Here is a 13,361-nt window from a genome sequence, read left to right as displayed (position 1 = left end):
CCGCCATGTCGTCGCCCCGATTCCTGCGCACCCCGCGCGCTCCGCGCCTGCCCGCCGCCCTGACCCATCCGATGCCCCGGCTGCGCCATGCGGCCTGCGGCCTGCTGGCCGCCACCACGCTGCTGCCCGTCCTGCTGCCCGGGGCGCAGGCCGCCGCGCCGGGCGGCGAGCGCCGCATCCGCCTGTCGCTGCAGATCGAGCAGCAGCGCGAGGCCGGCATCGCCGTCATCGGCGGCAGCGGCCGCCAGAGCCTGAACCAGCGGCTGGAGTACGCGCTGACGCTGGTCAGCGATGGCGTGCCCGCCACTCACAACCCACTCGATCCCGACGACACGGCCCGCCAGCTGGCCCGCGCCCAGGCGCGTCAGCAGAAGGTGGATGCGGCCCTGGCCCGCCAGGGCGGTGCGCGCGCCGGCATGGCCGCCGCGCCCGACTTGGCCGCCCTGCAGGCCCAGGCCCAGCAGCTGCTGGCGCGCTGCGGCCAGAACCAGGACTGCCTGATGCGCGAGGCCGCGGCCATGCAGGCGCAGATGCTGGGCGGGGCCGGGCCGGCGGGTGCGGGTGCTGGCGCGGGCCGCCCTGGCGGCACGCTCAGCGCCACCCAGACGGCTGCGCTGCAGACCTATGCCGCCGAAAGCCGCGCCTGCGACAAGCGCCATCCCGAAGGCGCCGCGCGCCGCGCCTGCCTGGACGACGCACGCCGCCGCGCTGGCGGCACGCCCGATGCCAGCGACCACGACGACGACATCGTACCCACGCCCTACCTGCACTTCCAGGCCCCGGCCGCCTGCGAGGTGCGCGCCCATGTGCGCCTGAGCGACACGCGCCGCGGCCAGACCGCCGACGTGCAGGGCATGCGGCCCTTCGAGATCACCCGCCAGGCCGACGACACGCGGCCGCCGCTCAGCGAGTGCGGCCGCCAGATGGCGGTGCTGGACACGCGCAGCGGCAAGCTCTGGCTGGGCAGCGGCCTGCCGCTGCCGGCAGCAAATGTGGCCTTCCGCTACCGCCATGGCAGCACGGTCACGCAGCAGGGTGACGAGGTGCAGAACCTGGACTGGCACGAGGCGACCACCTGGCTGCAGGGCCGGCTGCAGCAGCTCACGCGCAGCGGCAGCGACAGCGTCACGCTGCCGGCCGGCCCGGCCACCGGGTCCAGCAACGGCAGCGAGACCCGTCCCGGTACACCGGCGCAACCCGATGGCCAGACCCGGCTGCAGCTGCGCTGGACGGTCGAGGGGCTGTGAGCGCCGGCCGCTGTCGCGCGGGCGACAGTGGCGTCTAGGTGAGTTCCTCCAGGCCACCGTGGGGCCACCCGGGCTACGCTCGCGGCCCATGACCGCCACCCGCCTTCTGCCCTCCGAGGCCCGCCAGCCATGGTGAGCCGCCGCCGCATCCTGCTGGGCACCCTGGCCGCCACCGGCGCGCTGGTGGTGGGCTGGGGCGTGATGCCGCCGCGCCAGCGCCTGAAGGGCAGCCGGCCACTGGCCACCGGGCCTGGCGAGCAGGCCTTCAACGGCTGGCTGAAGATCGGCGCCGACGACGCCGTGACCATCGTGCTGGCGCGCAGCGAGATGGGCCAGGGCGTGAGCACCGCGCTGGCCATGGTGCTGGCCGACGAGCTGGATGCCGACTGGGCGCGCGTGCGCACCGAGATGGCCCCGGTGGACGCGATCTACAACAACCTGGCCACGGTAGTCGACGGCCTGCCCTTCCACCCCGACGACCAGGGCACCGTCAAGCGCCTGGCCGGCTGGCTGACCGCCAAGACCATGCGCGAGATCGGCCTGATGGTCACCGGCGGCTCGTCCAGCATCAAGGACCTGTGGCTGCCGATGCGTCAGGCCGGCGCCTCGGCGCGCGCCATGCTGGTCGCTGCCGCCGCCGCGCAATGGGGCGTGCCGGCCGGCGAGGTGCAGGTGCGGCGCGGCGTGGTGGTGCATGCAGGCAGCCAGCGCGAGCTGCGCTTTGGCCAGCTGGCCGAGCGCGCTGCGGCATTGCCGCTGCCGGAGGCGCCAACGCTCAAGACACCCGCGCAGTTCACGCTGATCGGCCAGACGCCGCCGCGGCGCGACAACGCGGCCAAGCACGACGGCAACGCGCGCTTCGGCCTGGATGCCACGCCGCCGGGCCTGCTGTACGCCAGCGTGGTGATGAACCCGCAGCTGGGCGGCGGCATGGCCGCGTTCGACGCCCAGGCCGCGCGGGCCCTGCCCGGCGTGAAGACCGTGGTGGCCGTGCCGGCGCTGCGCGGCTCGACCGCCGGCTACGCCGCCGTGGCCGACACGCCCTGGCACGCGATGCAGGCGGCCCAGGCCGTCCAGCCGCAGTGGACCGATGGCCCGGCGGCCGCACTCGACAGCGCCGGCATCCGCCGCCAGCTGGGCGAGGCGCTGGCCGCCGACCCCGGCTTCGCCTACTTCAAGACCGGGGATGCCGAGCAGGCGCTGAAGGGCGCCGCCAAGACGCTCGAAGCCGAGTACCAGGCCCCGCTGCTGGCCCACGCCACGCTGGAGCCGCAGAACTGCACCGTGCATTTCGAGCCCGAGGCCGCCGGCGGTGCGCGCGCCACCGTGTGGGCCCCCACCCAGGTGCCGGGCCTGGCGCGCTACGTGGCGGCGCAGGCCCTGGGGCTGGACAGCGCGCAGGTGACGATGAACGTCACGCTGCTGGGCGGCGGCTTCGGCCGCCGGCTGGACGTGGACTTCGTGGCCCAGGCCGCCGCCATCGCCCGCGCCGTGCCCGGCGTGCCGGTGCAGGCTTTCTGGAGCCGCGAGCAGGACAGCACGCACGACTTCTACCGCCCGCCCTGCGTGGCGCGCTACCGCGCCGGGCTGGATGCCCAGGGCCGGCTGCTGGCCTGGCAGGCGGCCTCGGCCGGGCCGTCGATCGTGCAGCAGTTTCTGCAACGCATGTTCGGTCTGCCGGGTGCAGGGCCGGACAAGACCACCTGCGAAGGCGCTTTCGACCAGGCCTATGAATGGCCGGCCGCGCGCATCAGCCACCACATCGTGCCGCTGCCGGTGCCGGTGGGCTTCTGGCGCTCGGTGGGGCATTCGCACCAGGCCTTCTTCAAGGAGAGCTTCCTCGACGAATGCGCCCATGCGGCGGGCCGGGATCCGCTGGCGTACCGGCTGGACCTGCTGAAGCAGCACCCGCGCCACGCCGCCGTGCTGCGCCGCGCGGCCGAGGTGGCCGGCTGGGGCGGGCCGCTGGCACCGGCAGCCGACGGCGCCAGGCGCGCCCGCGGCCTGGCGCTGCACCAGAGCTTTGGCGCCATCGTGGCCCAGGTGGCCGAGGTGTCGCTGGACCCGGCGGACGCCAAGCGCATCCGCGTGCACCGCGTGGTGGCGGCGATCGACTGCGGCACCGTGGTGCACCCCGGCATCGTGCGCCAGCAGATGGAAAGCGCCATCGTGCAGGGCCTGGGCACGGCGCTGTACGGCGAGATCACGCTGGACAAGGGCCAGGTGCAACAGAGCAACTTCCACCAGCAGCCGCTGCTGCGCGGCGCCGACTGCCCGCAGATCCACACCGAGATCATCGCCAGCACCGAGCCGCCCGAAGGCGTGGGCGAGCCCGGCCTGCCGCCGCTGGCGCCGGCCTTGGCCAATGCGCTGTTCGCACTGACCGGCCAGCGCCTGCGCAGCCTGCCGCTGAAACTGGCCTGATGGCAGAGAGTTCACCGATGACGACCACCTTGAACCTCAACGGCCAGCCCGTCAGCGTGCAGGCCGAGCCCGAGACGCCGCTGCTGTGGGTGCTGCGCGGCGAGCTGAAGCTCACCGGCACCAAGTTCGGCTGCGGCATCGCGCAGTGCGGCGCCTGCACCGTTCAGCTGGGCGGCCAGCCGGTGCGCAGCTGCAGCCTGCCGCTGTCGGCCGTGGGCACGCAGCCGGTGGCCACGATCGAAGGCGTGAAAGGCCGCGAGATCGATGCGCTGCGCGCCGCCTGGAGCGCGCTGGACGTGGTGCAGTGCGGCTGGTGCCAGAGCGGCCAGCTGCTGGCCGCCGCCGCGCTGCTGGCGCGCACGCCGCAGCCCAGCGACGCGCAGATCGACGCGGCCATGAACGGCAACCTGTGCCGCTGCGGCACCTACCCGCGCATCCGCGCCGCCATCCACCAGGCGGGCGCGGCGCTGGCCCGCACCGGCTGAGCGGCCGCGGCCGCGCTCAGTGCAGCTCGGACACCAGGCCGGCGCACATGGCGTCGAGCTGGTCGGCCTCGTCGCCCTGCAGTTCGCCGGCCGTCAGCCGGGCCATGCGTTCGATGGCGCGCAGGCGCCAGCGCAGCGCGTCCTGCACCGCCGCGGCCTCGGCGGCAGATTCCTCGTCCAGCGCCGCGGGGCTCCACAGCCCGCTCTCGTTCCAGCCGGTGCGCAGGCGCAGCAGCAGGTGGCGCGCCAGACCGCACGCGCGCACCAGGCCGCTGTCGGGCAGCGGCACGGCCGGGTCGTTGCCGGCCAGCGTGTCCAGGCGGTTCAGCGCGGCCTGCAGCGCGATGTCCAGCTGGGCCAGTTCCTCGCGCAGGCCCTCGCGCGGCGCCGCCGGCTCGGCCTTGGCGGCGCGCCGGGCGGCCACCACCACCGGGCCGGCCATGCCGTCGTCGAACTCGCCAGGCATCACGCGCAGCGCCACGCTGGCGTGCTGCAGCGTGGCCCCGTCGGGCCGCAGGGCGGCCAACGCCGCCTCGGCCACCGCCACCAGCCGCCCCAGCACCGACAGGGTGTCGGCCGTGCGGCGCAGCGGAAAGCCCGAGCCGTCCAGTCGCTCGTGGTGCTCGCCCACCGCGCGGATCACGTCGGCGCGGTAGTCGGTCAGCTTGGCCAGCAGCAACTGGCCGATGTGCGGATGCACCACCAGCTGCTGGTAGGCCGCGGCGTCCAGCGTGGCGCCGATGTCGGCCTCGCCGAACTCGGGGGCCATGTAGATCTCGCCGATGTCGTGCAGCAGGCCGGCGGTCATGGCGGCCGCCACCATCGGCGTGGGCGCGTTGCGCGCGGCGGCGATGGCCCCGCACACCGCCATGCAATCGACCGCGTGGGCAAAGCACACCGGCCGCGCGGTCTGCGCCGCGGTCAGCAGCAGCTGGGCCACCGAGTGCAGGTTCAGCGCCGACAGCCCGGCGCGCAGCGTCGGCATCACCGGCTGCAGCAGCGGCATCAGCAGGCCCTGGTCGGCGCGCTGGCCCAGCATCTGACCCAACATGCGGTGGTCGACGCCGTTCTCCACCCGCAGGCTGCTTTCCAGCGGGTCCTTCAGGCCGCGGTCCATCAGGCGCTCCTGCAGCGCGCGCGTCACCGGCTGGTTGCGCGCCCACAGCTTCACCCCCTTCAGGTCGACGATGTCGCGCGCGGCAATGATGCTGCGGGTCTCGCTGGCCTCGAGGATGGTGTCCAGCGCATGCGGATTGGCGCTGCTGAAGTCGACGGGAGATGAAGACGGCACCATGCCAAGCTCCTGAACGGACGGATGAAGACCGCCTCGTCCAGCATTTCGGACGCCACGCCCGGAACTTGAGCACTTCAGCGGCCCGGAAAAACCCCGTTGCATTGGCAACGCCTTGTGCGCAAGGCGCCGGGCGCCGTCGTCAGATCATCGGCGCGATCGGTGCGCCCGGGCGCTCGGTGCATTCCTCGAACAGCCGCACCTGGCAGCGTGCGCAGATGTCGGGGTCCAGCCGCGGCACGATGGTGGCGATGGCGCTGCGCTTGTCGGGGAACACATGGTCGGCGCCCAGCCGCGCCAGGAAGCCGGTGTGCAGCCACAGCGCCAGCACCGGCGGGCGCGGGCGGTGGAAGTACAGGTCGCCGCCCAGTTCGCGGCGGCGGATGCGCTCATCGTCCCACAGGTCGGCACCGGCCAGGTCCAGCGCATTCATGCTCTTGGCCATCACCAGCAGGTGGCGCTGGCAGCCGGGGGCGCCGCGCAGCGTGCGCAGGTGCTCGGCCACATGGGCCACAGCGCCGAACCACACCGAGCCCTCCATGCGCAGCAGTTTCAGTTGCGGGCACTCGGGCAGCACGCTGCCGGGCGCGGCGCCGTCCAGCACCACGAACGGACGTGCGGACGACTGACGATCAAAGCCCATGCTGCGCAGCGCCGGGCGCGACACGCGCCACAAATAGGCCACCAGCGACAGCATCACGCCGGTCAGCACCGCCATCTCCAGGCGCAACGTCAGCGTGGCCAGCGCGGTGGCCAGCGCGATGCCCAGTTCGCTGCGGTCCAGCCGCGCCAGGCGGCCCCAGGCGGCGCGGTCGAACAGGCCCCAGGCCACCACCAGCAGCAGCGCGTTGACGCCGGCCAGCGGAATCCAGGCCAGCAGCGGCGCGGCCACGGCCAGCAGCGCCAGCAGCCACAGCGCGGCCGCCACGCTGGCCAGCGGCGTGCGCGCGCCGGCCTCGAAGTTGGGCAGCGAGCGGTTCAGCGAACCGCAGCTGACCAGCGCACCGCTCAGGCCGCCGACGATGTTGCCCAGGCCCTGGCCCAGGCATTCGCGGTTGACGTCCAGCACCTGGCCGCTGCGCTGCGCCAGCACCTTGGCCATGGCCATGGCCTGGCCCAGCGCCACGATGGCCAGCGCCAGCGCCATCGGCAGCAGCTGCGGCAGCAGTTCCCAGCGCAGCGCCGGCTGCAGCACCGGCCACTGCCAGTGCGGCCAGGCCGAGGGCGGCGTGCCCACCACGGCCGGGGCCGTCGCCAGCCAGGGGCCACCCGCGCCTGAGCCGAACAGCGCCGCACGGCGTGCCGGATCGCCCAGCCACCAGGCCGCCGCCACGCCCACCAGCAGCGCGGCCAGCAGGTGCGGTCCGCGCCGCCACCAGCGTCGCCCGGCAGCCGCCAGCGCCAGCACCAGCGCGCCCACGGCCAGCGCCGGCAGCGACGCGCCCTGCGCCCAGGCCGCCAGCGGCGACACCCGGCCGCTGGCGCCCAGCAGGCCGGCCAGCGCATACCAGGCGATCAGCGCCGCCGCGCCGGTGGTGAAGCCCAGCATCACCGACGGCGAGATGAAGTTGGCCAGCGTGCCCAGGCGCAGCAGCGCCAGCGCGGCCTGCATCAGGCCCACCAGCAGCGTGAGCGCACCGGCCAGCGCGATGGCCAGCATCACGTCGCCCTGGGCCAGCGGCGCCAGCATGGCGCCCAGCGCCAGCGAGGTGGCGTTGGTGGGCCCGGTGGCCACATGCCGGCTGGAGCCGGCCAGCGCCGCCACCGCCGCCGGCAGCACCGCCGCGGCCAGGCCCATGGCCGGCGGCAGCCCGGCCAGCGCGGCAAAGGCGATGCCTTGCGGCAGCACCAGCACCGCGCCCAGCAGGCCGGCCAGCGCATCGGAGCGCAAGGTGCTGCGCCAGCCGCCCTGGCGCAGCAGGGCCAGCCAGGGCCACCAGCGGTCCAGGGGGGCGGCGGCGGGCAGGGAGGCGGTGGACGGCATGCCCGGCAGCGTATCAGCGCCGCCCGCCGCTTCCGCCAGAATCCGGCGCAACATCCACTTGCAGGGACGCCCGATGCTGCTGCGCCACCTTTCGCTGCGCGACTTCCCGCTGCGCCACTTCCCGTTCCAGGCCCCGCGGCTGCCCCGCCGCGGCGGCCCGCTGGCCCTGGCCTGCGCCGCGCTGCTGGCCCTGCACGGCGCGCCGGCCGTCGCCGGCACGCTGCGCGTGGCCAGCGCCTTCGACCCGCAGACCATGGACCCGCATGCGCTGGCCCTGCTGTACCACTCGCGCGTGGCGTTCCAGGTGTACGACACCCTGGTCAGCCGCGACGAGCAGTTCCGCCTGGAGCCGGCGCTGGCCACCGAGTGGAAGCAGCTCAACCCCAGCACCTGGCGGCTCACGCTGCGCCAAGGCGTGAGCTTCCACGACGGCAGCCCGTTCACCGTGGACGACGCGGTGTTCTCGCTGGAGCGTGCGATGGGCCCGGGCTCGCAGCGCAGCTTCCAGCTCACCGGCGTGGCGGCCGTGAAGAAGATCGACGCCGCGACGATCGAGCTGCAACTCAAGCAACCCGACGCCGTGCTGCCCGACAAGCTGCTGTACGTGGCGATGATGAGCCGCGCCTGGTGCCGCCAGCATGGCGTGGAGAAGGCGCAGGACTTCAATGCCAAGCAGGAGACCTTCGCCGTGCGCAATGCCAACGGCACCGGCGCGTTCAAGCTGGTGAGCTACGCGCCCGACGCCAAGCTGGAACTGGTGAAGAACCCCGCCTGGTGGGGCTGGAAGGATGCCAAGCGATCCGGCAACCTGGACGGCGCCGTGTTCCTGCCGATCAAGAGCGACGCCACGCGCCTGGCCGCCCTGAGCTCGGGCGAGGTGGACGTGGTGCTCGACCCGCCCTTCCAGGACGTGGCGCGCCTGAAGCAGGACGCCAAGATCAGCGTGCGCAGCACCACCGACCTGGGCACGCAGTACCTCACCTTCGACCAGGCGCGCAACGAGCTGACGAACGGCGACGTGAAAGACCGCAACCCGTTCAAGGACGTGCGCGTGCGCCGCGCCGTAGCCCATGCGATCAACGTCGACCTGATCATCCAGAAGGTGCTGCGCGGCCAGGCCACGCCCACCGGCAGCTTCTTCTCTCCGATGGTGGATGGCTACGACGCCACGCTGGACAAGCGCCTGCCCTATGACCCCGGCAAGGCCAAGGCCCTGCTGGCCGAGGCCGGCTACCCCAACGGCTTCGGCGTGACGCTGGACTGCGTGAACGTGGCCTGGCGCGAGGCCGTGTGCCAGGCCGCCTCGGCCATGCTGACGCAGGTGGGCATCCGCACCCAGCTGCGCAGCAGCCCCACCAACCAGTTCTTCCCCAAGCTGAGCCAGGGCACGGCCAGCTTCATCGAGTTCGGCTGGACGCCCACCACCGACCCCTGGAACACGCTGAACGGCCTGGTGCGCACGCACGACCCCGCCGGCGGCGGCACCTTCAACGCCGGGCGCTACAGCAACCCGCAGCTCGACACGCTGATCGACGCGGTGCGCGTCGAGCCCGACCTGGTCAAGCGCCGCGCCCGCGTGGGCGTGGCGCTGCGCCTGATCGCCGACGAGATGCCCTACCTGCCGCTGTACCGCCGCACGCTGAACTGGGCCACCAGCAAGAAGGTGCAGCTGGTGCAGTGGCCGAATGACACGCTGGAGCTGCGTTGGGTGAAGCTGGCACCCTGATCCTTCAACCCAAGCGAGCCATGAGCCAGGCGTCGACGCGCGCGCCGATGCGCGGCACGCACCAGGGCGTGGCCGCCTGCGGATGCGGCGCATGGCGGTTGCCCAGCGTGGCGATCAGCGCGATCAGGTAGCGACGGCCGGCCATGGCCATCGGTGTCACCCAGCCGGCATCGGACACATACGAGGCCGTCGTGCCGGTCTTGTGGGCGAAGCGCAACTGCGCCGCGCGCTGCGCCGGGCGGATGTCGGGCGGGTAGCGTTCGTCATCGCCCGAGCCGGTGCGAGCGCTGCCATCGGCCTGCAGCCAGCGCGCCGGCAGCTCGGCCGGGATGCCCGGCTGCCAGCCCGGCAGGCCGGCCACCAGCGTGGACGACAGCACCTGGTGCAGCGCCTGATCGCCCAGCCAGCCCCACAGGCGCGCGGCGCTGGCGCGGCTGAGCAGGGGCGCCGCGTCAGCCGGCCGCCAGGGCGCGGCCGGCGCCTCAGCCCAGGTGCCCGGCAGCAGGCACCACAGCAGGCGCGCGGTGTCCCAGGCGGTCATCTGCAGGTGGCCCACGCCGGCACCGTCGCGGTTCAGCCAGCCGCCATCGGGCCGGGTGCGGGCCAGGCGCAGCGTGGCCAGGCCGGAGCGCTCGAACAGTGCATGCAGGCCGTTGTGCTCGCTGCCATCGGCGGCACGGCGGATCAGCCCGCGCGCATGCAGCAGCGCCACCAGCGCGCTGGTGGCCTCGTTGCTGCTGACGGTGATCATCGGCTCGGCCCATTCGGCCACGCTCCGGCTGATCCCTGCATGCGTCCAGGGCTCGTGCCAGTCGGCCAGGCCACGGTCGACCAGGTGCGCCACGCCCACCGCCACCATCAGCTTGATCAGCGAGGCCGGGTATGGCGCGATGGCCTGGTGCGGGCCGTCGCCGGCCAGTGCGGGCAGGCCGGCCAGGCGGGTGCAGTCGGCGCCGGGCGCCCAGGCGATGGAATTGCGCTGCGCATCGGTGGGATCGGCGAACCAGGCGATGTTGCGCACCGGGCCGGCCTGGTGCGCGTCGATGCTGGCCACCAGGCCCTGCGGCCACTGGCAACCCCACAGCACATTGGCCCACACCGGCGGCGCCTGTTCAGGGAAGGCGATCACCGCCAGGTCCAGCTGCGGCGTGGGGTCGAAGCGCGGCGCGACGGCCAGCTCCTCCACCAGCGCCTGACGCAGCGCCTCGGCCAGTGTGGCGTGGGTCAGTGGCTCGGCGCTCAGGCGGCGGAAGTCCATGTCAGTGAGTGGGCAGCGACGCCGGCTGGCCGCTCATCTGCTGCGCCAGCAGCTGCGCCGTGCCGCAGGCGAAGGTGAATCCCAGCGCGCCGTGGCCCAGGTTCAGCCACAGCCCCGGCACGCCGCTGGCACCGACGATGGGCTCGCCGCCGGGCGTGGCCGGGCGCAGGCCGGCCCAGGGTTCGGCCTGCTCGTAATCGCCGGCGACCGGCAGGTCGGCGCGGGCGATGCGCAGCAGGCTTTCCAGGCGTGCCGGGTCGATGGTGTCATCTTCGCCCACCAGGTCGACCATGGCCGCGATGCGCAGGCGCTGGCCGATGCGGGCGTAGAGCACCTTGCGCTCGAAGTCGGTGATGCTGGCGCGTGGCGGCACATGGCCCGGGCCGATCGGCGCATCGAGGCTGTAGCCCTTCAACGGGTACAGCGGCAACTGCAGGCCGGCGCTGGCCGCGAGGTGGCGGCTGCCGATGCCGGCGGCCAGCACATAGGCGTCGGCCCCCAGCACCTGGCCTGCGCAGCGCAGGCGCAGGCGGTCGGGTGCCATCGGGTCGGGCTCAAAGGTCTGCGCGCGGTCGAGCACCAGGCCCCGGAAGTTGGCATGGGCACGCAGGCGCTGCATCAGCGCGAAGCAGAAGGCATGGCAGTCGGCCACCGCCTCGTCGCGGCTGAAGATGCCGCCGGCCAGGCGCTCGGCCAAGCCGGCCAGCGCGGGCTCATGTGCCACGCACTGGGTGGCGTCCCAGCGCTGCTGGACGCCGGCCTGCAAGCCGGCGCTGGCGCGGTCCAGCAAGGCCGGCGTGCGGTAGACCACCAGCTTGCCGGGCTGCTGCCAGTCGAACGGCGGCAGGTCCTGTGCCGCCATCAGCTGCTGCAGGCACTGCCGGCTGTGCTCGCCCAGGCGCGCCAGGCGCTGCGTGGCGGCGCGGTTCACGCTGCCGCGGCAGCGCGCGATGAACTGCGCCAGCCAGCGCCACTGTGCGGCATCGGCCTGCGGCTTCCAGCGCAGCGGGCCGTCGCGCTCGGTCAGCCATTTCAGTGCCTTCAGCGGCACGCCGGCATCGGCCAGCGGCGACACGTAGCGGTAACTCAGCTGCCCGCCATTGCGCAGGCTGGTGCCCTGGGCCACGCCGGTGCGGTCCAGCAGCGTGACGCGCCAACCGGCCTCGGCCAGGTACCAGGCGCTGGTGATGCCCACCACGCCCGCGCCCACCACGCACACCTCACCCCGCATGTCGCCGTCTGTTGCCTCGTTGTCGCCAGCGGCAAGGGTAGGCGCTGCCGCAGGCCAAGGGAAATGCCGGCTGGGGCGGCGCGCATAACCGCGCCGCATGACAGGCGCTGCCGGCGCCCATCGGCGGCGGTCCGGCTTGGCTTGGCGACAATGCGGGGATGAATCCGCCCCTGCTCCCGTTCAAGTCCGTGCGCTATGCCGGCACCGCGCCCGGCACGCGCGTCATCGTCACCGGCGCCGTGCATGGCAACGAGGTCTGCGGCACGCACGCCATCGGCCGCCTGATCGACGAGATCGACCGCGGCGTGGTGCGCATCGCGCGCGGCGTGCTCACGCTGGTGCCGGTGACCAACCCGCTGGCCCATGCCAAGGGCGTGCGCGCCGGCGACCGCAACCTCAACCGCGCGCTCGGCCCCACGGCCATCCCGCGCGAGTTCGAGGACCATGTGGCCAACTGGCTGTGCCCGCTGCTGGCCGAGCACCAGGTGCTGCTGGACCTGCACTCGTTCCAGAGCAACGGCAAGCCCTTCGTGATGGTGGGCCCGCGCGACAACACCGGCCCCGTCGAACCCTTCGCCCAGGCCGCGCGCGAGGAGGCCCTGGTGCGCCACCTGGGCGTGGACCGCGCGGTGGACGGCTGGCTGGGCACCTATGCCGCCGGCGTGGCCCGCCGCCGCGCCGAGGCCGGCCCCGCCGCCGCCACGCTGGACCTGAACCCGAACTACGGCGTGGGCACCACCGAGTACATGCGCGCCATGGGCGGCTGCGCGCTGACGCTGGAATGCGGCCAGCACGACGACCCCGCCGCGCCCGAGGTGGCCTACCGCGCCATCCGCAACACGCTGGCGCACCTGGGGCTGACCGACGAGGCGCCGCCGCCGACCATGGGTGCCATCGAGGCCTTGTCGCTGCACGAGGTGATCGACAAGCGCCATGTCGACGACCGGTTTGCGCGCGAGTGGAAGAGTTTTGACGCCGTGGCTGCGGGTGAGCTGATTGGCGTGCGGGCCGATGGCGAGGAAGTGCGGGCGCCGGGCGACGGGCGCATCGTGTTCCCGAATGCCAAGGCGCAGGCGCGGCAGGAGTGGTTCTACCTGGCGCAGCCTTCGGCGCGGTTCTGAGCCTTTGAGCGTCCCAGGCGGGCGGCGGCTGGCGGCTGGGGTTTCCCATTTCTCCTTGCAGCCCGCCGGTCTCGCCCGGCCGGCGAGGTCCTTTCTTGTCGCGACAAGAAAGGACCCAAAGAAACGCTTCTTGAACTTTCCGTTGAGGCCCTGCTGCTCGCCCACCATCGAGGCGGGCGCCTCGCCCGCCCGGCGGGCTCGAACAGACTGCCGAACAAGGGCTGGGTGACGGAAGCGCTGCCGCCGATGGCATGGCCGTCGCATCGCACCACTCTGGCAACCCTCCTGCCTTGCGCCGTTTCTCACGCAAGTCTTGACCGGGGGGGGCTTGGCCTGGGAATGGCCCATTGCGTCTCCGGCTGGCTATGTTCGAGCCCGCCGGGCGGGCGAGGCCCCCGCCTCGATGCGTGGAGAGCAGCAGTGCGGTGTCGGAAAGTTTGGGAAGCGCTTTCTTTGCCTACTTTCTTTTCGCGACTGTTCAGACCGGACACATGGGTAACGGGTGTGCCAGGACATGGGTAACACCTTGGGCTCAAGTGTCGGGCTTGTCGGCGCGCAGGTCGATGGTCATGAATTTCTGGTGGCAGAAGTACA

Annotated in this window: 9 protein-coding genes; 5 read left to right on the top strand and 4 right to left on the bottom strand. The window is 73.3% G+C overall.

Annotated features, from left to right (window positions below; genetic code table 11):
• The first annotated feature begins 5 nt into the window (after positions 1-5).
• The 3 genes from AACH10_RS08200 (at position 6) to AACH10_RS08190 (ending at position 4,156) form a co-directional block, all read left to right on the top strand.
• Positions 6-1,247 carry a hypothetical protein gene (locus AACH10_RS08200; RefSeq protein WP_341409902.1) on the top strand — a complete coding sequence of 414 codons (1,242 nt, stop codon included), beginning with the start codon at positions 6-8 and terminating at the stop codon, positions 1,245-1,247.
• A 129-nt stretch (positions 1,248-1,376) separates the two neighbouring features.
• Positions 1,377-3,671 (top strand): xanthine dehydrogenase family protein molybdopterin-binding subunit, encoded by a 2,295-nt coding sequence (locus AACH10_RS08195; protein ID WP_341409901.1) that lies wholly within the window; start codon positions 1,377-1,379, stop codon positions 3,669-3,671.
• Positions 3,672-3,688: 17 nt separating this feature from the next.
• Positions 3,689-4,156: a (2Fe-2S)-binding protein gene (locus tag AACH10_RS08190; protein ID WP_341409900.1), complete on the top strand. Its 468-nt coding sequence runs from the start codon at positions 3,689-3,691 to the stop codon at positions 4,154-4,156.
• Positions 4,157-4,172: 16 nt separating this feature from the next.
• Here the strand turns inward: AACH10_RS08190 and AACH10_RS08185 are convergent, their stop codons facing one another.
• Complete coding sequence (locus AACH10_RS08185) at positions 4,173-5,450, bottom strand: HD-GYP domain-containing protein (RefSeq protein WP_341409899.1); 1,278 nt, start codon at positions 5,448-5,450, stop codon at positions 4,173-4,175.
• Positions 5,451-5,589: 139 nt separating this feature from the next.
• Positions 5,590-7,431: a SulP family inorganic anion transporter gene (locus AACH10_RS08180; RefSeq protein ID WP_341409898.1), complete on the bottom strand. Its 1,842-nt coding sequence runs from the start codon at positions 7,429-7,431 to the stop codon at positions 5,590-5,592.
• A gap of 73 nt (positions 7,432-7,504) precedes the next feature.
• Between AACH10_RS08180 and AACH10_RS08175 the strand changes: the two genes are divergently transcribed.
• Positions 7,505-9,157 carry an ABC transporter substrate-binding protein gene (locus AACH10_RS08175; RefSeq protein WP_341409897.1) on the top strand — a complete coding sequence of 551 codons (1,653 nt, stop codon included), beginning with the start codon at positions 7,505-7,507 and terminating at the stop codon, positions 9,155-9,157.
• Between the two features lie 4 nt (positions 9,158-9,161).
• On the opposite strand, the gene AACH10_RS08170 is transcribed toward AACH10_RS08175, so the two are convergent.
• Together AACH10_RS08170 and AACH10_RS08165 are read right to left on the bottom strand one after the other, a co-directional pair.
• Positions 9,162-10,415, bottom strand: coding sequence for a serine hydrolase (locus tag AACH10_RS08170; protein WP_341409896.1), 1,254 nt, complete (start codon positions 10,413-10,415; stop codon positions 9,162-9,164).
• A gap of 1 nt (position 10,416) precedes the next feature.
• Positions 10,417-11,646 carry a D-amino acid dehydrogenase gene (locus AACH10_RS08165; protein WP_341409895.1) on the bottom strand — a complete coding sequence of 410 codons (1,230 nt, stop codon included), beginning with the start codon at positions 11,644-11,646 and terminating at the stop codon, positions 10,417-10,419.
• Between the two features lie 158 nt (positions 11,647-11,804).
• On the opposite strand from AACH10_RS08165, the gene AACH10_RS08160 reads away from it, so the two are divergent.
• Positions 11,805-12,767 (top strand): M14 family metallopeptidase, encoded by a 963-nt coding sequence (locus AACH10_RS08160; RefSeq protein WP_341409894.1) that lies wholly within the window; start codon positions 11,805-11,807, stop codon positions 12,765-12,767.
• The last annotated feature ends 594 nt before the right edge of the window (positions 12,768-13,361 follow it).

Source organism: Pseudaquabacterium inlustre (assembly GCF_038066595.1).
Lineage (GTDB): Bacteria > Pseudomonadota > Gammaproteobacteria > Burkholderiales > Burkholderiaceae_C > Pseudaquabacterium > Pseudaquabacterium inlustre.
The sequence above is the reverse complement of the archived record's forward strand: the minus strand, read 5'-3'. Positions and strand labels throughout refer to the sequence as shown.

What these genes read in the sequence shown, in the direction of transcription:
- AACH10_RS08200 (WP_341409902.1), top strand. Translation starts at nt 6, where the DNA reads ATGTCGTCGCCCCGATTCCTGCGCACCCCGCGCGCTCCGCGCCTGCCC.
- AACH10_RS08195 (WP_341409901.1), top strand. Translation starts at nt 1,377, where the DNA reads ATGGTGAGCCGCCGCCGCATCCTGCTGGGCACCCTGGCCGCCACCGGC.
- AACH10_RS08190 (WP_341409900.1), top strand. Translation starts at nt 3,689, where the DNA reads ATGACGACCACCTTGAACCTCAACGGCCAGCCCGTCAGCGTGCAGGCC.
- AACH10_RS08185 (WP_341409899.1), bottom strand. Translation starts at nt 5,450, where the DNA reads ATGGTGCCGTCTTCATCTCCCGTCGACTTCAGCAGCGCCAATCCGCAT.
- AACH10_RS08180 (WP_341409898.1), bottom strand. Translation starts at nt 7,431, where the DNA reads ATGCCGTCCACCGCCTCCCTGCCCGCCGCCGCCCCCCTGGACCGCTGG.
- AACH10_RS08175 (WP_341409897.1), top strand. Translation starts at nt 7,505, where the DNA reads ATGCTGCTGCGCCACCTTTCGCTGCGCGACTTCCCGCTGCGCCACTTC.
- AACH10_RS08170 (WP_341409896.1), bottom strand. Translation starts at nt 10,415, where the DNA reads ATGGACTTCCGCCGCCTGAGCGCCGAGCCACTGACCCACGCCACACTG.
- AACH10_RS08165 (WP_341409895.1), bottom strand. Translation starts at nt 11,646, where the DNA reads ATGCGGGGTGAGGTGTGCGTGGTGGGCGCGGGCGTGGTGGGCATCACC.
- AACH10_RS08160 (WP_341409894.1), top strand. Translation starts at nt 11,805, where the DNA reads ATGAATCCGCCCCTGCTCCCGTTCAAGTCCGTGCGCTATGCCGGCACC.